25 protein-coding genes and 1 other annotated feature are annotated in these 22206 nt (G+C 32.6%); of the genes, 7 read left to right on the forward strand and 18 right to left on the reverse strand.

Translation table 11 applies throughout. From position 1 onward, the window contains the following. Positions 1-54: 54 nt before the first annotated feature. From THEBR_RS10720 to rsxC, 6 genes are read right to left on the reverse strand one after another with little or no spacing between them, the layout of a single operon-like run. Complete coding sequence (locus THEBR_RS10720) at positions 55-870, reverse strand: RnfABCDGE type electron transport complex subunit B (RefSeq protein ID WP_003867324.1); 816 nt, start codon at positions 868-870, stop codon at positions 55-57. Between the two features lie 11 nt (positions 871-881). Then, entirely contained in the window at positions 882-1454 is a 573-nt protein-coding gene (rsxA, locus tag THEBR_RS10725) for an electron transport complex subunit RsxA (RefSeq protein WP_003867325.1), read from the reverse strand. Beyond that, on the reverse strand, positions 1429-2079 hold the full coding sequence (rsxE, locus tag THEBR_RS10730; RefSeq protein ID WP_003867326.1) for an electron transport complex subunit RsxE: 651 nt from the start codon (positions 2077-2079) through the stop codon (positions 1429-1431). The genes rsxA and rsxE overlap by 26 nt, the downstream gene beginning before the upstream one ends. 22 nt (positions 2080-2101) lie before the next feature. Next, the gene (locus tag THEBR_RS10735; RefSeq protein ID WP_003867327.1) at positions 2102-2683 is read right to left on the reverse strand and encodes an RnfABCDGE type electron transport complex subunit G; all 582 of its coding nucleotides are present in this window, start codon (positions 2681-2683) and stop codon (positions 2102-2104) included. Beyond that, complete coding sequence (locus THEBR_RS10740; RefSeq protein WP_012269767.1) at positions 2684-3643, reverse strand: RnfABCDGE type electron transport complex subunit D; 960 nt, start codon at positions 3641-3643, stop codon at positions 2684-2686. Between the two features lie 15 nt (positions 3644-3658). Then, positions 3659-4990 carry an electron transport complex subunit RsxC gene (gene rsxC / locus THEBR_RS10745; RefSeq protein ID WP_003867329.1) on the reverse strand — a complete coding sequence of 444 codons (1332 nt, stop codon included), beginning with the start codon at positions 4988-4990 and terminating at the stop codon, positions 3659-3661. A 276-nt stretch (positions 4991-5266) separates the two neighbouring features. Here rsxC and THEBR_RS12275 point away from each other — a divergent pair, with 276 nt between their 5' ends. After that, positions 5267-5422: a hypothetical protein gene (locus THEBR_RS12275; protein WP_013570857.1), complete on the forward strand. Its 156-nt coding sequence runs from the start codon at positions 5267-5269 to the stop codon at positions 5420-5422. Positions 5423-5428: 6 nt separating this feature from the next. Here the strand turns inward: THEBR_RS12275 and THEBR_RS10750 are convergent, their stop codons facing one another. Further along, positions 5429-6901, reverse strand: coding sequence for an AAA family ATPase (locus THEBR_RS10750; RefSeq protein WP_003867331.1), 1473 nt, complete (start codon positions 6899-6901; stop codon positions 5429-5431). Next, the gene (locus THEBR_RS10755) at positions 6902-7420 is read right to left on the reverse strand and encodes a hypothetical protein (RefSeq protein ID WP_009051990.1); all 519 of its coding nucleotides are present in this window, start codon (positions 7418-7420) and stop codon (positions 6902-6904) included. It abuts the gene before it with no gap. A gap of 140 nt (positions 7421-7560) precedes the next feature. Between THEBR_RS10755 and THEBR_RS10760 the strand changes: the two genes are divergently transcribed. Then, positions 7561-7917 carry a NifB/NifX family molybdenum-iron cluster-binding protein gene (locus THEBR_RS10760; protein ID WP_003867333.1) on the forward strand — a complete coding sequence of 119 codons (357 nt, stop codon included), beginning with the start codon at positions 7561-7563 and terminating at the stop codon, positions 7915-7917. Between the two features lie 23 nt (positions 7918-7940). On the opposite strand, the gene THEBR_RS10765 is transcribed toward THEBR_RS10760, so the two are convergent. After that, positions 7941-9053 carry an Mrp/NBP35 family ATP-binding protein gene (locus tag THEBR_RS10765; protein WP_003867334.1) on the reverse strand — a complete coding sequence of 371 codons (1113 nt, stop codon included), beginning with the start codon at positions 9051-9053 and terminating at the stop codon, positions 7941-7943. 60 nt (positions 9054-9113) lie between these two features. Between THEBR_RS10765 and sigI the strand changes: the two genes are divergently transcribed. The 4 genes from sigI (at position 9114) to THEBR_RS10785 (ending at position 11891) form a co-directional block, all read left to right on the forward strand. After that, entirely contained in the window at positions 9114-9770 is a 657-nt protein-coding gene (gene sigI / locus THEBR_RS10770; protein ID WP_003867335.1) for an RNA polymerase sigma factor SigI, read from the forward strand. Beyond that, the gene (locus THEBR_RS10775) at positions 9767-10759 is read left to right on the forward strand and encodes an anti-sigma factor domain-containing protein (RefSeq protein WP_012269768.1); all 993 of its coding nucleotides are present in this window, start codon (positions 9767-9769) and stop codon (positions 10757-10759) included. Before sigI ends, THEBR_RS10775 begins: the two co-directional genes overlap by 4 nt. Before the next feature lie 172 nt (positions 10760-10931). Beyond that, positions 10932-11519 (forward strand): protease complex subunit PrcB family protein, encoded by a 588-nt coding sequence (locus THEBR_RS10780; RefSeq protein WP_003867337.1) that lies wholly within the window; start codon positions 10932-10934, stop codon positions 11517-11519. Positions 11520-11654: 135 nt separating this feature from the next. Next, positions 11655-11891, forward strand: coding sequence for an HPr family phosphocarrier protein (locus tag THEBR_RS10785; protein ID WP_003867338.1), 237 nt, complete (start codon positions 11655-11657; stop codon positions 11889-11891). A 39-nt stretch (positions 11892-11930) separates the two neighbouring features. Here the strand turns inward: THEBR_RS10785 and THEBR_RS10790 are convergent, their stop codons facing one another. The 8 genes from THEBR_RS10790 to THEBR_RS10825 form a co-directional block, all read right to left on the reverse strand. Then, positions 11931-12986 carry a hypothetical protein gene (locus THEBR_RS10790; protein ID WP_003867339.1) on the reverse strand — a complete coding sequence of 352 codons (1056 nt, stop codon included), beginning with the start codon at positions 12984-12986 and terminating at the stop codon, positions 11931-11933. A gap of 69 nt (positions 12987-13055) precedes the next feature. Continuing rightward, entirely contained in the window at positions 13056-13877 is an 822-nt protein-coding gene (gene rsmA / locus THEBR_RS10795) for a 16S rRNA (adenine(1518)-N(6)/adenine(1519)-N(6))-dimethyltransferase RsmA (RefSeq protein ID WP_003867340.1), read from the reverse strand. A gap of 36 nt (positions 13878-13913) precedes the next feature. Then, on the reverse strand, positions 13914-14945 hold the full coding sequence (locus tag THEBR_RS10800; protein WP_009051997.1) for a ubiquitin-like domain-containing protein: 1032 nt from the start codon (positions 14943-14945) through the stop codon (positions 13914-13916). A 185-nt stretch (positions 14946-15130) separates the two neighbouring features. Next, positions 15131-15898: a TatD family hydrolase gene (locus THEBR_RS10805; protein WP_003867342.1), complete on the reverse strand. Its 768-nt coding sequence runs from the start codon at positions 15896-15898 to the stop codon at positions 15131-15133. 12 nt (positions 15899-15910) lie between these two features. Next, entirely contained in the window at positions 15911-17857 is a 1947-nt protein-coding gene (gene metG, locus THEBR_RS10810; protein WP_083758531.1) for a methionine--tRNA ligase, read from the reverse strand. Next, positions 17856-18087, reverse strand: a binding site (T-box leader). It overlaps the preceding gene by 2 nt. Before the next feature lie 60 nt (positions 18088-18147). Then, a complete protein-coding gene (locus tag THEBR_RS10815; RefSeq protein ID WP_003867344.1) occupies positions 18148-19551 on the reverse strand; it encodes a CCA tRNA nucleotidyltransferase in 1404 nt (467 codons plus the stop codon). Positions 19552-19631: 80 nt separating this feature from the next. After that, positions 19632-20153 (reverse strand): spore maturation protein, encoded by a 522-nt coding sequence (locus THEBR_RS10820; RefSeq protein WP_003867345.1) that lies wholly within the window; start codon positions 20151-20153, stop codon positions 19632-19634. A gap of 5 nt (positions 20154-20158) precedes the next feature. After that, positions 20159-20743 carry a nucleoside recognition domain-containing protein gene (locus tag THEBR_RS10825; protein ID WP_012269770.1) on the reverse strand — a complete coding sequence of 195 codons (585 nt, stop codon included), beginning with the start codon at positions 20741-20743 and terminating at the stop codon, positions 20159-20161. Between the two features lie 179 nt (positions 20744-20922). Here THEBR_RS10825 and THEBR_RS10830 point away from each other — a divergent pair, with 179 nt between their 5' ends. Continuing rightward, positions 20923-21174: an AbrB/MazE/SpoVT family DNA-binding domain-containing protein gene (locus THEBR_RS10830; protein WP_003867347.1), complete on the forward strand. Its 252-nt coding sequence runs from the start codon at positions 20923-20925 to the stop codon at positions 21172-21174. Between the two features lie 35 nt (positions 21175-21209). Here THEBR_RS10830 and THEBR_RS10835 read toward each other — a convergent pair whose 3' ends face one another. Next, the gene (locus THEBR_RS10835; protein WP_012269771.1) at positions 21210-22079 is read right to left on the reverse strand and encodes a cation diffusion facilitator family transporter; all 870 of its coding nucleotides are present in this window, start codon (positions 22077-22079) and stop codon (positions 21210-21212) included. Positions 22080-22206 lie beyond the last annotated feature (127 nt).

A 22206-nucleotide genomic window follows, 5' to 3' on the forward strand; every position in this document is an offset into this window, starting at 1 on the left:
TATTTACAAAATAATTATAAAAGAATAAAAAAGAGCCTAATTAAAGGCTCTAAATTATTGTACTTTCTTCCTTACCTGTTCTAGACTCGAAAATATGGTACCTGTAGGACATTTTTCAGCACAAATTCCACAATTAGTACATTTTTCATAGTTAATCTTTGCTAGATAATTTTCAAAAGTAATTGCATTTTCAGGGCAACTTTTAACACATATTTGACATCCAATACATCCAACGCTACAATTGCTTCTAACTACCTTACCCGGATCATTACTCTTACATTTTATTATCACTTCTTGGTCATAGGGTACAAGCTCAATTATTCCTTTAGGACAAACTTCTATACAAGCTTTGCAAGCCACACATTTTTCTTTATCTATAACAGCAACTCCATTAATAATTTGAATTGCACCATAATCACAAACATCCACACAAGTACCACAACCTAAACAGCCGTATGAGCAAGATTTGCTTCCTCCAGCTAATATATTTTGAGCCCTACAATCCCTTATACCATAATAGAGATATTTATCTTTTGCTTTATTACGATCTCCTTGGCATAATACAGTTGCTACTTTTCTTTCTACTTCTACAGCGTCGACTCCCATTATATTTGCCACTTTTTTTGCTACAGAATTTCCCCCAACACTACAAGCATTTACTGGAGCTTTCCCCTCTACAATTGCATTAGCATAGGCATCACAACCGGGATATCCACAAGCCCCACAGTTTGCACCTGGTAAAACTTCTCTTATCTTTTTTACTTTTGGATTTATCTCCACAGCAAAAATCTTAGATGCTAAAGAAAGACTTGATCCAAATAAAAATCCTAAACCGCCTAATACTACTATTGCATACAATATACCATCCATTTTATTACCTCCTAAACAAGCCCATTAAATCCTAAAAACGCTATGGATATAAGACCTGCAGTTATTAATGTTATTGGAACACCTTCTAAAGCCTTTGGAACATCTATTATTTCAAGCTTCTCTCTTATTCCAGCCATAAGCAACAATGCAATAGCAAAACCAATAGATGCTCCTAGGGCATTAAAAATCGTTTCAAATAATGTATAGCCTTCTTGAATATTCAATATAGCTACTCCTAGTACTATGCAGTTAGTAGTTATCAATGGAAGATATATACCTAATGCACTATATAGATTTGGACTAGTTTTTTTAAGAAATATTTCAACAAATTGTACTAAAGAAGCTATAACAAGTATAAAAACTATAGTTTGCAAATATTCTAAATTTAGTGGAACTAATATAGCATGATGTATTATATAAGTTATAACTGACGATAGTGTAATTACAAAAGTTACAGCCATACCCATTCCAGTAGCTGTTTCTGTTTTATTAGATACACCTAAGAAGGGACATATCCCTAAAAAACGGGCAAAAACATAATTGTTGACAAATATCGTATTAATCAATATTATAAATATATTCATCTAAAACTTCCTCCCTTACACCAGTCTCAGAAGCTTCTTTTCTCTTTCTAACATAATTAAAAATCCCAATTAATATCCCAAGTACAATAAACGCTCCTGGTGGCATTATAAAAATTAGTGCTGGTTCAAAACTTGCTCCAAACAACTGTATTCCAAACAAACTACCTGAACCTAATATTTCTCTTATGCTTCCTAATATTAATACTGCTAAAGTGTATCCTGCTCCCATACCTAGACCATCCACTATGGAGGGCAACAAACTATTTTTGGAAGCAAAAGCTTCTGCTCTACCTAAAATTATACAGTTAACAACTATTAAAGGAATAAAAATTCCCAGTGCGTTGTACAGATCAGGAGTATAAGCCTTCATAAACATTTCCACAACAGTAACAAAAGTTGCAATAACTACAATAAAAGCTGGAATACGAATTTTATCTGGTATAACTTTTCTTAATAAGGAAACAACTAAATTTGATCCAACTAATACAGCCGTTACAGCTAATCCCATAGCCAAACCGTTAATTGCTGAAGTAGTTACAGCTAAAACTGAACACATACCTAGTGCCTGGACAAATATGGGGTTCTCCTTGACTAGACCATTATAAAAAACTTTGGATAACTTCATTCTTTACACCTCCACGATTTAACTAATTAGCCAATTTTGAATTATATATTTCCCGAACCATATTTACACCGCTGACTATTGCATTAGACGTTATAGTTGCACCAGTAAGAGCTTGTATCTCATTATCAGCTTTAGGAGGATGCTTAACAACGACTAACTTGCCAGCTACAGATTTACCTTTAAAAGAATCAGTGAAGAAGCTCTTAGTTGCATTTGCTCCAAGTCCTGGAGTTTCTCTGTGATTCAAGATTTTGATACCTGTAATATATCCTTTTTTAGATATACCAACCATGAATTGAATTTCTCCACCATAACCATTAGAAGTAATTTTAAATACATATCCAACAAGAGATGAATTTGCATCATAACCCTCACTAATTTCTAATACATTTTGATTAGAACCGGCAACCTCTTTTAATCGCTTTTCATCTAATGCAACAAAATTTTTTGCTTCTTGTAATACCTCTTGTTTTGCTGCATTATTAGCAATTTTTTCTATTTCTGCTATCTTTTCTGAAGTAACTGCATTCGAAACTCCTAATATTACTCCAGCAACAGCAGTTATCAAAAGTAAAATTAAACCTATTTTTGTTATTTCCTTCATCTATTTCACCTTCCCAAATACATTAGGTTTAGTAAATTTCTCAATTAATGGAGTCGCAACATTCATCAATAGTATTGAATAAGATACTCCTTCTGGATAAGCTCCTTTAACTCTAATTATTGCTGTTAATATACCTGCTCCAACTGCAAATATAATTCTACCTAAAGGAGTTACTGGCGAGGAAGAATAATCTGTAGCCATATAAAAAGCACCAAGTATTAATCCACCGCCTAATATATGATATGGTAATAATTTAGGTTCAACTCCTAATAATAATAACATAATAAAGGTTGTCCCTATGTAAAATACTGGTATTTTCCAATCTATAACTTTCCTTATTATCAAATAAACAGCACCTATTAACAGCAATAATGCAGAAGTTTCTCCAATAACTCCAGGAATATTACCTATAAACATATCCCTCAATGTTGGAAGTTCAGCTCCTGTACCGTACTTCATTATGGATAATGGTGTAGCTGATGTGACTACGTCCGGTCTAGTGCCAGTATAGTTTGTCATGTGAACTGGCCATGAAGTCATCAACATTGCTCTCGCTGCTAATGCTGGATTCATAAAATTCGCACCTAAACCACCAAAAAGTTGTTTTACTACTATTATTGCAAAAGCAGAGCCTATTACTGGTAGCCACCACGGGGCACTGGCTGGTAAATTAAACGCGATTAATATACCGGTTATTGCAGCAGAAAAATCTGTTATAGTAATAGGTTTTTTAAATAATTTCTGAATTAGTGCTTCGAATAAAACAGATGAGGCTACTGAAATTAATATCAATTTTAAAGCATTTAAACCAAACAAGTATACACTTCCTATAATAGCCGGTGTAAGAGCTATTACCACATCTAACATTATCCTCTGTACCGATTCATTAGATCTTATATGAGGAGATGAAGAAACTAACAACTTATTCTCTAAAACGACTTCTTGCACTTTAGATGCCATTTTATATCCTCCTATCTATTTTGATTTCTTTTTAGCAATTATTTCTCTTTTTGCTAGTCTTATAGATTCTGCCAAAGGTCTTTTAGCAGGACATATATAAGAACATGATCCACATTCAACACAATCAAGAGCATTGTATTCTTCTGCCTTATCAAAGTTTTTCTTGAGAGAATAACTACTTATATACAATGGTAGTAAGTTTACAGGACATACTTCAACACATTTACCACATTTAATACATGGTTGTACTTGTTCTGGTCTTGCTTCCTTTTTTGTCAATATCAATATTCCACCAGTTCCCTTTATAATCGGTACATCTAGAGAATGCTGAGCTATTCCCATCATAGGCCCACCACTGATAATCTTGCCTGGTGAGTCTTCAGTAAATCCCCCACACTGTTCTATCAAATCTTTAAGAGGCGTTCCTATTTTAACAAGGAGATTTTTTGGTTGTTTAATTCCATGGCCTGTAATCGTAGTTACTCTTTCATATAAAGGTTTACCTTCTAATATCGCATCAGCCACCGCTTTAGTAGTAGCGGCATTGACTACTATAACTCCTACGTCCATTGGCAATCCGCCAGATGGTACAATTCGTCCTAATATAGCATTAATTAATCTTTTCTCATCCCCTTGAGGATATTTAACTTTTAAAGTTGCTATTTGAATGTTTTTCTCATCTTTGCTTGCTTCTCTTAAAGCCAATATGGCATCAGGTTTGTTTTTTTCTACTCCAATAATTCCTCTTTCTACTCCTACTGCTTTCATAATTGCTTTTAAACCAAATACTATCTTTTCAGGATATTCAACCATCAATCTATGGTCTGTTGTTAAATAAGGTTCACACTCTGCTCCATTTACAAGAATAGTATCGATTTTTTTGTCAGAAGGAGGCGATAATTTAACATGAGTTGGGAATCCAGCTCCTCCCATACCTGTTATACCAGCCTCTTTAATTATCTCAATAATTTCTTTAGGAGATAAGTCCTCCAGCTTTCCTTTTGCTTTTACAGACTCGTCTAACTCATTCTTTCCATCCGATTCTATAACTACACATTTAACCTTTTGACCAGTAGGTATAAACATAAACGTAATATCTTTAACTATACCTGATACAGATGAATGCACTGGAGCAGATACAAATGCATCCGATTGCCCAATTTTTTGACCTACTTTTACAGTATCTCCTACTTTCACTAAAGGTTCACAAGGTGCTCCAACATGTTGATGCAATGGAATATAAACTACATCCGGTTCCTTTGCTCTTTCTATAGGAAGCCCCTCAGTTAAATCCTTATGATGTGGTACATTTACCCCACCCTTAAAAGTGAGATTTTCTAACTTCATTCTTTTTTCACCTCTTTTTTATTATCCTTTTGTGTAGCTAATATATGAATAATATTCATATATTAAAAATGAAAAAATGTTGAGTATTATTTGGCTCTAGAAAATATTTTATAATATTTTATTTAATATAACAAGAAAATAAATTTTATAAAATCAGGTTCTATAAATAAAAATGTTAGAGGGTAAAAATCCCCCATAAAAAATAACGTACTTATTCTGAATGCCTGCTATAATAAAATTGGTTAAAACAAAATTTATTAAAAGGAGGCATCAGAAGTGCATACCAATTATATCACAAAATTTCTAAAAGCTGAAGATATAATTTTTGAGGACATAATAGAAACGACAATTATATATTTCAGTTTAAAAATAAAAGGCAGGTATTCAGAAAAATACCCACCCCAACTTTTGACAAAGAACCAACAATTTTAAATCGGCTCAGAGCTTCACTGCACTTATGAGCTCCCTTAACTTCTCCCCTGATATAGTCTCTTCTTTCCTTAAAATATTTGCGATTTCTTCTAAATGTTCAAGTTTTTCCTCCAACATTTTTTGAACTTTTTCTTCCTCCTCTTTAATGATTTTATTTACTTCCTCATTGACTTTCTCTTTAGGAACATCTTCTCTACTGACTATACCCAAACCAGACAAACCAGTATATACCATTTTTTTTGCAATATGAACTGCTTGTTCAAAATCATTGACAGAGCCTGTACTTCTATTACCTAAAACCAAAAGTTCTGCTACCGTTCCCCCAAGAGCTACCATTATGTCCTTCTCTAATTGTTCTTTAGTATAAATAAGGGTATCCTCTTTATCAAACTGTCTTACAAACCCAAGAGCTTTTCCTCTTGGAACAATAGTGACTGTTGCAACAGAGCCTGGATTTACTATTTCACTTATTATAGCATGCCCTGCTTCGTGTACAGAAACTCTAAATATTTCTTCTTCTGCCGGTTTTTTGTCACTTTTTTCTCCCAGTATAACCTTATCCACCGCTTCTACAAAATGCTTTTGCAAAATAACATCGGAATTGTCTCTCATCGCAAGAATTGCCGCTTCGTTGCAAAGGCTCTCCAAATGTGCTCCTGAAAATCCAAAGGTATTTTCAGCTATAGCCTCAAGATTGACATCTTCACCTAAAGGCTTGTTTTTAGTGTGAATTTTGAGAATTTGCAGTCTTCCACTTTTATCAGGCAAGTCCACTACAACTTGTCTGTCAAACCTGCCAGGACGCAAAAGAGCTGGATCTAATAAATCTGGTCTGTTTGTTGCAGCAATTACTAAAATATTTATTTCTCCATCACTTTTAATCCCATCCATTTCCACCAGCAGTTGATTGAGGGTTTGATCATACTCGTGATGACTTTCATTAGTACCTCTTTTAGCACCTAATATGTCAATTTCGTCTATGAATATTATTGCACTATTTTTGTTCTCTTTTCTAGCAAGATTTCTTGCTGTTTCAAAAAGATTTCTAACTCTTTGTGCACCTACTCCTGCATACATTTCTATAAATTCACTACCTGAAGTCGCTATAAAACTCGAATTTGTATATTTTGCAGCTGCTTTAGCTAATAAAGTTTTACCAGTTCCAGGAGGTCCTGTCAGTAATATGCCCTTGATAGGTCGTATACCCATTTTAGATAATTTCTCTTTATTTATTACAAAATCTAGTGCCTCTTTTAGCTCCGAAATAGCAGTTTTTTGTCCTCCGATGTCCTCAAAGGATATTTCTGACTCGGGCTTTATAATATTTTTGCTTCCTGGTATTAACCCTTTATTTTCTATAATATAATTAAGAAGCAAAAAAACACCTGCTAAAAAGAGTAAAGGAGTAACATTTATACCTAGTAAAGCTGCAAATATCGCAAAAGCAATAACTACTCCTAATAAGATTTCTTTGACCATCTAGCTTTCCCCCTTGTAAATCTCACGCGGTATTATTTTATATAAATAATGAGACCCATCTCTTAAATCTAAATAAATGTTTTGCTTATCAATATATACATAAGATCTTACACTATTTTTACTTGAAATCTCTCTTATTGTATCATACATCTTCATATAATCGCCTTTTTGTATACCTTCGTAAATTGAAAACTGAGAGTTATAATAAACATTATTTAACTTCTCATTAGAATTGTCAATAAGTAAAATATTTATTTTAACAGGGTATTTATTTACTTTGTTTTCTATTTCTTTATAAGTTTCCATTAAATTTTCTACTTCTCCTAATCTAACTTTCATAATATACCCATTGGTATCAGTTGAAATTGTTACCATTTTGACAAATTTAACTGTACTTACATCTTTTGAAATCTTATCGGGCAAAATTTTATTTTGATACAATTGAAAGCCGGCAAATAAAAATCCAAAAACTACTACAAAAGTTATCAAAACAATCTGCCATTTTATTCCCTTGAGCAAAACTCTCACTCCTTGTTTATGATATACTGTATTATATCATATAATATATATCGAGTACAATATTAAAAATTTTGTTTTGCCATTCAGAAGGAGTATAATTAATTATAGAAGATACGTAAAAAATAAGGAGGCAAATTTGTATGAGAATAGCTGCTACAATAACAGCGGAAGGCTATATTGAAAAACTTCCCGACGGGCCATATATAATTATTTTTGATACACAAAAAGAAAATACTGAAAAGTACGATAATCCGGGATACTTTCTAAAAGAAGGAAGAAGAAGTGCTATTGTAGATTTTCTCCTTGACAAAAAAACCGATGTAGTAATAACTGTGCCTGAAGCTTTTTGCAGTCTTTCTTATGGAAAGGCAAAACAAAAAGGGCTAAAATTTATACGTCTTGAGAAAAGTTTGCCTTATGAAGAAGTTATACAAAACCTCTCAAAATATGTTGAAAATTTAACTGATACAATTCCTGAAGACGAACTTGCAAAATAAAAAAGCCTCACAAAGAGGCTTTTTTATTTGATAGGCCTTACTTTCTCCACAACTTTTTCTGCCAGCTCAATGTACGGTAATCCCTCAGGTCCATCATCAAGAGCAGGTGGTATACCTACATCGCTTAATTCTCTGACTTTAACCGTTATTGGAATCTTTACAAGTATTTCTGTTCCTAAATCTTGCGCTAATTTTTCTGTTTCCCCTTCACCAAAAATATTATACCTTTGGTGACAGTTAGGGCATTCAAAATATGACATGTTTTCCACAATACCTATAATTTCTAAATTAACTTTTTTAGCCATATAGCCAATTCTTCCAGCTACGTGAGATGCTGAAGCTTGTGGAGTTGTCACAAGCACAAATTTTGACTCAGGCAATTTTTGCATCACTGTAAGAGGTATATCTCCTGTCCCTGGTGGTAAATCCAATACTAAATAATCTAATTCTCCCCAATACACATCATTGAAAAACTGATCAAGCACTCCTGACAAAAGTGGACCTCTCCATATTAAAGGCGTATCTTCGTCAGCAAAATTACCCATCGAAATCACTTTTATCCCGAATCTTTCTAATGGCAAAATAGTGTGCTCATCCAATGCATAAGGTCTTTCATCCACAATACCCAAAAGCCTTGGAACACTAAATCCCAACACATCCGCATCCAAAAGCCCTACTTTAAAGCCTAATCTAGCAAGAGCTACAGCTAAATTAACTGCAACAGTTGATTTACCTACTCCACCTTTTCCACTACCTACTACTATTACTCTCGTATTTTCAAATATAGGTTTCCTGCCACCGCTAAGCTTTCTTGCCAAATTTTGTCGTTCTTCTTCTGTCATGCTACCTAAATTTACTATTACTTCTGAAACTCCTTCAAGTTTGGATACTTCCTTTATAGCATCTTTTTTAATAGTATCTTGAAGAGGGCAACCTTTCACAGTAAGGTTTATGTCAATTGTAACTTTATCCCCTTCTATATGAATATTTTTCACCATATCGAGGTCAACTATACTTCTTCCTATTTCTGGGTCATATACCTTTCTTAGAGCGTTTAACACTTGTTCTTTTGTAACCAATTCTATACCTCCTGTTGGTATTTTTTTGTTGACATTTATATTATAATATATAATCATTATTAATAGAATACCCGCAAAAAATTTTGTCGATGCGAATAATATAGTGGGGTGGTTAAGTTGGATATAAACGACAGAGTATACGCAGCCAAAAAAGATCCCTCCGAAAGAGAAAAATTAATTCAAGAATATACCCCCTTTGTCATAAAACAATTGTCTTTATTTACAAATAGATATATAGATGAAAGAAATAGCGACGAATTAAGCATAGGCCTTATAGCTTTTAACGAAGCTATAGACAGTTTTGATAACACAAAAGGTCCCTTCTTAAGCTTTTCAAGTTTGCTCATTAAAAGGCGACTTATAGATTTTTTACGGCAAAATCAGCAAAATACTATTCCTTTAGAACTATATGTAGAAAAAGGCACTGATTATGAGGCAGAAAATAGAAAATTAGAAATGATTTCTTTTGTAAACTTGCTAAGTCTTTACAATATAACTTTAGATGATTTAGTTAAGCAATCCCCCAAACACTCAGACACCAGAAAAATAGCTACAAAAATTGCTTATACAATTTGTAAAAACGAGAAATTACTAGAATATTTAAAAAACAGAAAGAATCTTCCTATAAAAGATTTAATAAGTATTTTAAAAGTAAGCCGCAAGACTATAGAAAAACATAGAAAATACATAATAGCGTTAGTAATAATTATTTCTGAAGACTTACCTCTTCTAAAACAATACATAAGCCCAGAAAGTGAGGTGGCAAAAATATGAAGGCTGTTGTAGTTCAAAAAGAAAAAAATAAAACTTATGTAATGACTGAAAAAGGAGAATTTAAGTGCTTGAAAAATTTGCAAAATGTAGATATAGGTGAAACTATCGAACTTAACGAAAATTTTGTAGCTTTTAAGCCTATTGCTAAAATTTTAATAGCTGCTTCTATTCTTCTCGCATTAATATTTACTATTATCAATTTTAAATCAGCAGAAGTTTACGCTTATGTGTATATAGATATAAATCCAAGCATTGAAGTTTTAATAGACAAAAATGGAAAAATAATAAGTGCCAATCCTATAAATGAAGATGGAAAAAAAATCTTAAAAAATCTCTCTTATAAAGGCCTTGACATTACAACGTTTATAAATCAAACAGTTGAAGAATCGCAAAAATTAGGGTTTTTAAAAGAAGATGATGCAGTAATAATTACTACTGTTCCTATTAAAAATTCACCAATTATAAATGAACAAATACAAAAAGCTATTAATAATATTAAAAAGATAAATACTAATGTTCAAATAGAAACTTTAAAATCCAATGAAACTCAAAGAGAGGAAGCTAAAAAAGAAAAAGTCTCTCCTGGAAGACTTATTATATGGCAAAAAGCCAAAGAAGAAGGAATAGAGATACCGAAAGATAAATTAAACAATTCAGAATCTTTTAAAGAATTACAACAAGCTTATACTAAAAAAATAAAAGAAAAAGAAATAGAAATGAAAAATTTCAATCCTCCTAATAAAGAAGATGAAAAAAATTATGATAATAAAAATAAAAGTAGTAACTCATCTGAAATAAAAAACAAAAGCAACAATGAAAAAATTAAAGGTGAGAATTCTGATAATTTCAGCGATTTCAACCAACAAAAAGAAGATGAATCTGAAAATTCTTCTAAAAAAGAATCAACAACAAAAGTAGAATCCCCTTATTGTAACTCTAAGAATGCTGATAAAGAAATAAAAGATGGGCATAATGAAAATCAAAATTAAAAAGAAAAGGAGGTAAAATGCTATATTCAAAAAAATTGATATATTAATAATTCTTTTTGTTATACTATTGTTTACCGCAGCCTGTTCCAAAATATCTTCTTTAAAAAACTTACAGTCTAACAAAGAATTTTCTTTTAATTTTAATGATAAAAAAATTATTGCTACTATTTTTATGGTAAATAACAACACTATAACCGTAGAAATTGATAACAAGTTAAAAAAATATAATTTACTAAAAAATGTACCTGTATATCTCGAAAGCGAAAATATTGGAAAAGAATGTTTGCAAACCGGCCAGTTAGTTAAATTAACATTGAATTCTAAAAATAGCATAACAAAAATTGAGATTCTAAATAATAAAAGTGAAAAGGAAGTGATTCAAATAGAATTAAAAAAGGTTACAAATCCTTCTCAAAAAATAATGTCAATTGTTGAATCTATTAAAAGCAAGCCTACGGTAAAACTAATAGACGAAAATGGAGTATATTATATAATTGCAACCCGCGGTATGACGCGAACAGGCGGATATATCGTAATTATACAAAAGGCCCAAATAATAAAGACATCAAAGGATGCCATATTAGAAGTTGAAGTAAAATATATAGATCCTTCTCCTGATGCAATTGTGACACAAGCTATCACTTATCCATATGACATAAAAAATTTTACTTATGATGGTAAAATTACACAAATAAGTGTTAAAACAGATAAAAATATAAATGTTTCTGTTGATATTGATTTAGCCTCAGATGTTAAGTAAAATCCCTCATTGGAGGGATTTTACTTTTGAAAACAATTACTAAAATAAGCATAAAATTTTTGTGAAAAAAGCTAATTGATAAAAGTCCACAAATCATATACGATAAAGTTAAATCCATAAAAGGGGGAATTATCCGTGAAAGAAATAAAAGTAAAATTAACTACAATTGAAAGTGTCAAAAATTTTGTAGAAAAAACTTCAAAATATCCTTTTGACATAGACGTGACTTCTGGTCGTTATGTAATAGACGCAAAATCAATAATGGGCCTTTTTAGCCTTAATTTAGAAAATGTCCTTACAGTAATACCTCACACAACTGATGAAGAAAGCTTGAAAAAATTAGAAGAAGATTTAAAAGAATTCATAGTATAATAGTATAAAAATAAAAGCATAGAGACTACGCTTTTATTTTTATATCAAAGGCGGTGGAGTTGGTTCTATAGGCACAGCAATTTGTCCTGTCTTTGCATCAATATGCAAAATCCAATATCCCTCATCCCTCGCGCCTCTTAAATTTTCTTTAACTGGCTTCCAAACTACAAACCCTGTCATACCACCAAAAGGCTGGTCTGCAAGAGTAAAAAATCCTGGCATTCCATATACAATATATTTTAATTCACCCTTTTCATTATTTACAAATCCCACAAGATAATGGTCAAAACCTCCCTCCCTATAACCCGTTTTAACTTTCCACCATCTATAACCTTCAAAATTTTTTTCAAAGGGCTCTACTTCTTCTAAAAAACTCACTATATTGTTAACATACTCTCTTAAATATTTTATATATCCTTCCTCTACTTCTTCCTCAAACTTAAAAGAAGTTTCAGGTTGTTGTGTATAAGAAGAATCTGTCAATGCATCAGAAGTTTCTTCAGATGCAGGAGTTTCAGATTGATCTTCCAAAATATTTTGTGAAGTTGCATCTTTTTCAGTTTCATTTTCCGCACTTTCATAGTCTTGGAGTATCGCAGTTTCAGTTTCTTCTTGATTAATTTCTCTATCATTCTTATCACTCTTCTCTGCTGGTGTTTCTTCTTCTTTTGCCTTTGATAGATATTTTTTATAAGCAGCCTTCCAGTTTGTAGTTTTTTTATTTATAACAGATGCTAAAGGTATTAAAGTTTTTATTCCATCATAGGCTTCTATAAATGCTACAGAAAATTCCTCCCAACTAATTCCCGAATCTTTTACATCCTCTACATTGAACGTCCATTCTCCTCCACCACGTCCTTTATCATCTACTTTTATTGCTCCAAAATCCACAACAGTAACTTCTCCCTCGCCTTTTAGCAATTTCACATTATAGGAATACATGGGATTAAGATTTTGCAAAGCCGCTGTTATTCTTCCTCTGCTTCCTCTAAACTCCACTTTTAAATAGCCTGTCACTTCTTTTCCTTCAATAGAACATCCCTTGTCTTCTTGATTAAAGACAATATAAAACCTTTTATATATATTTATTGGCATTTATTCTTCCCCCTCATTTATCTTAAATATAACTTTGCAATATATATTATGAAAAGAGGGGGATTATTATTACTGCTTTGTCAAATCATAAATAACATTTGCCAAAGCAGTAAACTCCTCTATGCTAAGAGTTTCTCCTCTCCTTTGATGGGATAAATTTGAAAGAGTAAAAGCTTTATCTATAATTTCTTTTGGAAGCCCTAAAGTTTTTAAAGCATTGGACAAGACTTTTCTCCTTTGTCCAAAAGCAGCTTTTACCACGTTAGAAAATAACGCTTCATCTTTTACCTCAACTAAAGGTTTATCAAGTATCTCTAATTTAACCAGAGAAGAATCTACCTTAGGTGGAGGAACAAAAACACTTGGTGGAAGATTAAAAAGTATCTTAGGCTTTGCTTTAAAATTTATAAAAACTGTAAGTATCCCATAGTCCTTAGTACCCGGCAGAGCACAAATTCTTTCAGCAACTTCTTTTTGCACTAGCACAGTTATTTCTTTTACAAATTTACACTCTAAAAGCATCATTATTATAGGAGAAGTTATGTAATAGGGAAGATTAGCAACCACTTTAAAAGGCTTCCCTTCAAAATATTCATTAGCTATTCTATTTAAATCTGCTTTCATTATATCCTCATTCATGATAATCACATTGTTATAAATGTTAAGTTTTTCTTTTGTTGCTTCATAAAGTTCTCTGTCAATTTCAAAAGAAACTACCTTTTTAACCCTTTTAGCTAGTTCTTCTGTCAAAGTCCCTAATCCTGTTCCAATTTCTAATACAAAATCTTCAGGAGCAACTCCCGAAGCAATCACAATTTTTGCTAAAATATTTTTGTCAAATATGAAATTTTGTCCCCATTTTTTCTTTACATTAACCCCTTTTACTTTCATAGCTCCACCTCAAAAAATAAGACAGGGAAACCCTGTCTACTTTAAAATATAAACTTTAACGTATCTTCTTCCCCATCTCATTACTTCTTCACGGGTTGGAAAATAGACATCAATTTTATTACCTTTTATAGCTCCACCTGTATCTGCAGCAATTCCAAAGCCATACCCTTCTACGTACAACTTCGTTCCCAAAGGTATAACTCTGGGGTCTACAGCTATTACTCCCCTTGTAGCTTTTATACCAGTAGCTGTTATTCCATAATCTGGATCACCAGGTTTTTTACCAGTGCTTCCTTCACTACTGTCATAAGCTGTAGCTACCATAGTTCTAACTTCTCTATACCTAAAAGTCTCCCCTCTTGAAGTAGTAAAAATTCCTAATGTTCCCACATGCACAATTTGGTTAATTGGATTTTTTATTATCTTTTCTTCTATTATATTTTTTGCTACCTCTTTGCCGTTTTCATAAGTAACTTTCATCACAATTTGTTTTTTCCCAACTTCTCCTTGTTGAACTACTCTTACTTGCCCTCTTTCCATATTGTCATTCTTTACTGTCTCTGTTTGATATGGTATATCTACTTCTTGAGTAACAATTTTTTCTGTTACTTTTGTAACATCGATGTACATGTACTTAAAAACAGGCGTATCTAAACTCATATTTACTTTGTCTTGTGGTCCTAAAGTTATACTATTTTGTTGAAGTACTTCTTTTACATTAGATGCAGCAGTGTAAATATCTTTTGCTTTTCCACCCACACAGATAGTGATAGGAACTGCTCTTTTGATAGTCACCTTCATGCCATTTTTTAAAGAAGTGTCTAAAGAAGGCGTTACTACATCTTCTTTTTTTAGTTTAATTCCTTTCTCTTCTAACAAATCTTTAACTGTTGATTTAAATGTTGTAACAACTATTTTTTTATCTTCATCCTGAAGGGTTATTTCCTTTTTTAAGCTTGCGTATGTTCCAACTCCGACAATCAATAGGAATACGGCAGCCAATGTTAGAAGAGCAACTGGTTTTTTAAATATTTCACCAAGTCGCTTTCTAAAATCGTCTGTATCCATCCCATAACCTCCTGTTAAAAATTTAATTTAGGGGAGTCGTAAGTAATTTTAATCCAATTAATTTGATTTGTCAAACTTTTATACACAATTTTTCATTTATGGTGAAATTAAACTTAATGATATTATACGCATTTTTTTGACTTTTGATACCTCCCCTAAAAACAGGAAGTTGTTTTTTAATATTTTTATTTGGGAAGGATGTCAAAAAGTTTTATGGCATTTTCAGCAGTAATCCTACAAACCTCCTCATAAGACATCTCTCTTAATTCTGCAATTTTTTCTGCTACAAATTTCACATACACCGGTGTATTCCTTTTCCCTCTATAAGGCTCAGGAGTAAGATAAGGGCTATCTGTTTCAATTAAAAGTTTTTCGATGGGAACAGCTTTTACTACTTCTTTTGGCTTTTTTGCATTTTTAAATGTCACAGGTCCCCCTAAAGAAATGTAAAAGTTCATTTCAATTGCTTGAAAAGCCATTTCAACACTTCCTGAATAACTATGAAAAACCCCTCTTAAATCTTTCGTCCATTCTTGTTTTAATATATCTAGTATATCTCCATGAGCATCCCTATCGTGTATTATTATTGGAAGATTAAGCTTTTTTGCAAGCCTTATTTGCTTTATGAAGACCTCTTTTTGAAACTCTTTAGGAGGGTCATTGTAATAATAATCTAAACCTATTTCTCCTATTGCTACAACCTTTTCCTGCAAAGCCAACCTCTCTATTTCTTCCACTTTGTCAAATTCCTTTTGTGCATCATGAGGATGAATTCCAACAGAAGCGTATATAAAGTCATAGTTGTGAGCTAGCTTAATAGACTGTTTAGAAGTTAAGATATTAGACCCCACATTTATTAAAAATGTGAGATCTTTTTTGCATTCTTCAATAACTTCTTCTCTATCTTTATCGTATTTTTCATCTTCAAGATGAGCGTGAGAATCTACCAACAATTTTATCACTCCTTAGCTTATCTTTGCCCCACTTTCTATATCCCTGTCTACCGTAAGAAGAGACATTTTTCCTTCGGTAGATGCTGCCAAAAGCATTCCTTGAGATTCAATACCCTTTAGTTTCTTTGGCTCCAGATTATATACAATAATTATTTTCTTTCCTATAAGCTCTTCAGGAGTGTAATAACGAGCAATTCCTCCTACAATTTGCCTCGTCTCCTCTCCCACTTTAAGCTTCATCTTTATAAGCTTGTCAGAACCCTCTACTCTTTCCGCTTCTAAAATTTCAGCTACTCTCAGCTGAATTTTTGCAAAGTCTTCAATAGTGATATAATCTATCTTTTTCTCTTCCTTTTCTGCTTTTTCTTCTATAGCAACCAATTCTTTGTTTACATCTATCCTTGGGAATATAATTTCTCCCCTTTTTACTCTTGTGCCTACCTTTAACAAGCTAAATTTCAAGCTTTCCCAAGTGGTCAGATTCTCTTCTATTCCTAACTGTTCAAAAATTTTTTTAGGGGTATTGGGCATAAAAGGAGATATAAGTATTGCAATAAATCTCAAAGCTTCCGCCAAATTATACAAAACAGTACCTAATCTTTCCTTTTTGCTTTCATCTTTCGCTAAAACCCAAGGCATTGTTTCATCAATGTACTTATTAGCTCGTCTTACTAATTTCCATATTTCAATTAAAGCGTTGGAAAACTGAAGTTTATCCATATACTCTTCAACGGTTTTCGGCAGATTCTGTGCAGTATTTATAAGGTCATCATCTACCTCTTCTTTTTGTGAAGGTTTTGGCAGAATGCCATCAAAGTATTTTTCAATCATTGTAACAGTCCTACTCAGCAAGTTTCCAAGGTCATTAGCAAGGTCTGAATTTATTCTATTTATCAAAGCTTCGTTAGAAAACACTCCATCCGCCCCAAAAGGAACTTCTCTCAAAAGAAAATATCTTACAGCATCTACACCATATTTACTAACTAACTCTTTAGGGTCTACTACATTACCTTTAGATTTTGACATCTTGCCTCCTTCCAGTATAAGCCAACCGTGTCCAAACACTTTTTTAGGAAGAGGCAAGTCAAGAGCCATAAGCATTGCTGGCCATATTATTGTGTGGAACCTCATTATCTCTTTTCCAACCAAATGAACATCTGCTGGCCAGTATTTTTTAAAATCGTCGTCATGGTCTGTAGAATATCCTAAGGCAGTTATGTAATTTGACAAAGCATCTATCCAAACATAAATCACATGTTTTGGGTCAAAAGGTACCTTTATACCCCAGTCAAACGAACTCCTTGAAACAAATAAATCCTCCAAACCTGATTTTATAAAGTTTATCATCTCATTGCGTCTTGACTCTGGCTGTATAAAATCAGGATGTTCATCGTAATATTGTAACAGCCTATCCCCATATTTAGACAATCTAAAGAAATACCCTTCTTCTTTTACCCTTTCTACTTGTCTACCACAGTCTGGGCATTTCCCATCTACAAGCTGGCTCTCAGTCCAGAAAGATTCACAAGGAGTACAGTACCATCCTTCATATTTGCTCTTGTATATATCTCCTTTTTCATATAATTTCGTGAATATTTTTTGTACTATTTCCTCATGATATTTATCAGTTGTGCGAATAAATTGGTCATAACTTATATCCATTATCTTCCATAAATCTTTTATCCATTCAACTATCCCATCTACATATTCTTTAGGAGACATCCCTTTTTCTCTGGCTATTCTTTGAATTTTTTGCCCATGTTCATCAGTACCAGTCAAAAACTTGACATCGTATCCGGTAAGCCTTTTAAATCTTGCCATCGCATCTGCAGCAACAGTAGTATATGAATGACCAATATGTAATTTATCACTGGGATAATAGATAGGTGTCGTAATGTAAAAAGTCTTTTTCATATCCATCCTCCTCTTTTTTTGTAAATAAAAAACTCGCCTCCACATAAGGGGCGAGATTGTCGCGGTACCACCCTTCTTCGCATACACCTCACGACGCATGCCTCACAGAGTGCTAACACACTCTTACTCTATAACGGGAGTTCCCGGTAAAACCTACTAGCCTTCGGCAGTACGGCTCCGGAGCCATCTTCAAAAGCCCAAACTTTATCGGTTCGCACCTCGCCCGACTCTCTGTAAAAGTTCAAGCTTTTTACTCTTTCCTTCATTGCCTTTTACAATATCTATTTATTCTTTAATATACCCTTTATAAAAAGTATTGTCAACTACTTTTTCTTTTATACTTTCTCTATTTTCATTCTTTCTTTTACAAACTCAATCGCATCGTTTTTATCTTGAATTTCTCCGTAAAATCTATTTTTCCTTATTTCATATAAAATCTGTCCTAATTTTTTCCCATCCTTTACATCAAAATTTATTATTATATCCAGCGGTGAAAGTAATGGTTTTTCTGTTTCTTTAAATTCTACATACCTTTTTAAAAGTCTGGTAATAAAATCTGTATACCTAGGTATTTCTTCCTCTTTGCCTAAATTAAGCCTTGTAGCAGTAAAATCAGCCTGAGATAAAAGTAAAATCGCTATTGAATCATCCTTAAGTTCGGAAAAAAATCTAAAAAGAGACTTATTCGTTGGTCCGCCATTTACATAGTACATCAAAGGCTTCATATGATAAAGAACAAGCTTCTTTAGCAAAGAAGACTCTTTTTTGGGCATTTTCATCCTTGATGCTATCTTTTTTACGATTTCTGCTCCTTTTGTCTCGTGGTTGTAAAAATGTACTCTATTTTCAGTATCAATGTATATGGATTCTGGTTTGCCTATATCGTGAAAAAGAGCTCCAAGTTTTATTATGTCCTTTACTTTGTTGTCAGAAGAAAGCTTTCTATCTAAATACTCCGAAACTATATCATATACGTCTTTGGGAAATCTCATAGAATTTATGATATTTTCGTATTCTTCTACAGTTTTTAGTGAATGTATCCAAGCATTCGTAAGGTGATAATAGCACTTTCCTACTTCTTTCATTTTAGCAACTTCTTCAAATATATTTTCCATAAGTTTTAAATCTTCCATCATTCTTAAATATTTGTGAGAATTCTTTTCTTTTAATATTATAAAAATTTCATTCATTATTCTCTCTGGCGCTACTTGTTTTATAAGCTCTGCTTCTTCTCTTATTTTAGCCTTTGTACTCTCATCAATATCAAATTTGTAAGTTACAGCAAATCTTACAGCTCTCAAAGCCCTCAAAGGGTCTTCTTTAAAAGTCATCATTCCAACATGCTTTATTTTCCTGTTTTTTATGTCCGTCATGCCACCAAAAGGGTCAATAATATATTCAAATTCAAAATAATCCGTCAGTTTTATAGCCATAGCATTCATTGTAAAGTCTCTATGAGCTAAATCTATGTATATGTCTTCACCCCTTAAATTAGTAAAATCCAATATTTCATCTCCTACCACAACCCTATATGTGCCTTTTTCCGCCATAAAAGGCACAAAAGTACCCCCTAATTTTTCTGCCACCAATTTGGCGATTTTCTCTGCATCTTCCTGAACTACAAAATCATAATCTTTAGCTTCTCTATTTAAAATCCTGTCCCTTATGTATCCCCCAACAATATACAAATTATATGCTTCTTTTCCTAATTTTCTTATTAATTTTGGTATTGTTGCCACAAAAAATCATTCCTTTCCTTTTAAAAGGCAAAACAACATTACACTATATAGTATAACAAAAGTGAAAAAGTATACAAGTATTAAAAAAATAATCTGCTATAAAATACACACGAAAGTATTGCAACAATATCTGCAAAAATTCCAGAAATAACAGAATGTCTCATCTTTTTTATTCCCACTGCCCCATAGTAAACAGCAAGAACATAAAAAGTGGTCTCAGTAGATCCATACATAGCAGAAGCCATTTTTCCAATTAGAGAATCGACACCATGAGTTTTCATAATTTCAGTTGCTATCCCAAGAGCACCGCTTCCCGAAAGGGGCCTTATTAAAGCAAGAGGCACAAGTTCCTGTGGCATGCCTATTTTATTTGTAAAGGGCATTAAAAATTTCCCTAACAAGTCAAGGGCGCCTGACGCTCTTAATACGCCTATTGCCACAAGCATCGCTACAAGAGCTGGAAATATTTTTACAACTACAGAAATCCCTTCTTTTGCCCCATCGACAAACAATTCGTACACTTTGACATTTTTTATAATTCCATAAAAAGGAATAACAAAAACAAAGATGGGGATAATCCATTCAGATATAATTTTTATCATTATTTTCACTCCTTAAATATAGGCATTTTTTCAAGATATTTATTCAAAATAAGGCCAACCACAATGGCAGTACTAGTTGAAAGTATACTGACAATCACAAAATCTGCAGGATTTCGTGATCCTAAGGAAGCCCTTATTCCAACCATTACTGCAGGTATAAACTGTATTGAAGCTGTATTTATCACTAAAAAACGGCACATTGCATTTGACGCACTGTCTTTTTTGTTAAGCACTTGAAGGTATTCCATAGCCTTAATTCCAAAAGGTGTTGCTGCATTGCCTAATCCCAACATATTAGCTGATATATTCATTATTATCGCTGAAATAGCTGGATGGTCTTTAGGAACATCAGGAAAAAGCCTTATGATTATAGGTTTTAGCAATTTTGCGATAATATCTGTAAGACCTGACTTATCTGCAATTTTCATTATCCCAAGCCACAAAGCCATTACACCAACTAAACCTATCGAAATAGTAACAGCAGTCTGTGCTGAATCAATTATAGCTTTGGATACTTCTGCCATTCTGCCATTTATTATTCCTACTAAAACTCCTATCGCTATCATAAAAAACCATATGTAATTTATCATAATATAGCCCTCCCAAATTATCAAAAAAACTTCATTTTTATGCTTTTCTTCTTATGTAATAAAATTTATGTTATTAACCTTAAAAAATTCCAAAAAAGGTGTTGACTTATTTTTCAAAACTTGGTATTATTATAAGTGAAGTTTAGTTGTCGAATTTTGTAACTCAGGAGGGGAGAAAAATGTTGAAATCCACAGGTATTGTAAGAAAAGTAGACGAATTGGGAAGGGTAGTAATACCAATCGAGCTCAGGAGGACACTCAACATAGCAGAGAGAGACGCTCTTGAAATCTATGTTGATGGGGAACAAATAGTTCTCAAAAAGTACGAGCCTGCTTGCATTTTCTGCGGCAACGCTGAAAATGTAATAAACTACAAAGGCAAAAATATATGCAAAAATTGCCTTGAAGAGTTAAAGAAATCTGTAGACTAATAGCAGGATAAATAATAGGAGGGTATGTCCTCCTATTATTTATCCTCTTCTTTTTTTCCTTCCGGTTCTATATGGATTATCACATGGGAATCAGGAAATTTATCCGTTATTTGTTTTGAAACTTTATGGGACAATTCATGGGCTTTTACTATGTTATAATTTCTATCTACTCTCACGTGAACATCTATTTCTCTCTTAGTACCGGACTTTCTCGTCCTTAGTTTATGAAAACTGGTAACTTCAGGATTGGATTTTATTATGTTTTCTATTTCTTTGACCTCTTCGTCAGGTAGACTGCTATCTGTCAAATCTTTTAATACTTCCTTTGTCAAATCAAATGAAGTTTTTATAATAATCAACGCAACAAAAATGGATATAATGGGGTCTAAAATGTCTAATTTAGTGACTTTTATAATTACAAGCCCTGTAGTAACTCCCAATGAAGTAAATACATCCGTCAATAAATTCGTTGCATCTGCCTTTAAAGCAATAGAATTTTCTTTTTTAGATACTTTAAACAAAACGTATGAAACAATTCCTTTTACAAAAGATACAAACAACATGACTGCAATTCCCATTTCTAATTTCTCTACATACGTGCCAGCAATTATTCTTCCAACAGCTTCATATATGATAAGTACAGCAGCAAAGAATATTAAAATAGCCTCTATAAAACCAGAAATGTTCTCATATTTATCGTGTCCGTAAGGATGGTCTTCGTCTGCTGGTTTTACTGATACTCTTATAGAAAAAAAAGCAATTAAACTGGCTATTAAATCTATTGAAGAATCTATAGCTGCAGAAATTACCACCATTGAATGCATTAACACTCCTGCAACTAGTTTTATAATTATTAATGCGCTATTAGAAATCATAGATAATAACGCTGCTTTTTGTTTATCCATGGCATCCTCCAAATTATCAATTGAAATCTAACCTATTGATATACATTATATTTGATTCCTAAAAAATAGTCAAATATTATTAACGCAAAATAATTGAAAATCAAATTCAATTGATAATGGTAATTAT

Source organism: Thermoanaerobacter brockii subsp. finnii Ako-1, from assembly GCF_000175295.2.
In the GTDB taxonomy this organism is placed as follows: domain Bacteria; phylum Bacillota; class Thermoanaerobacteria; order Thermoanaerobacterales; family Thermoanaerobacteraceae; genus Thermoanaerobacter; species Thermoanaerobacter pseudethanolicus.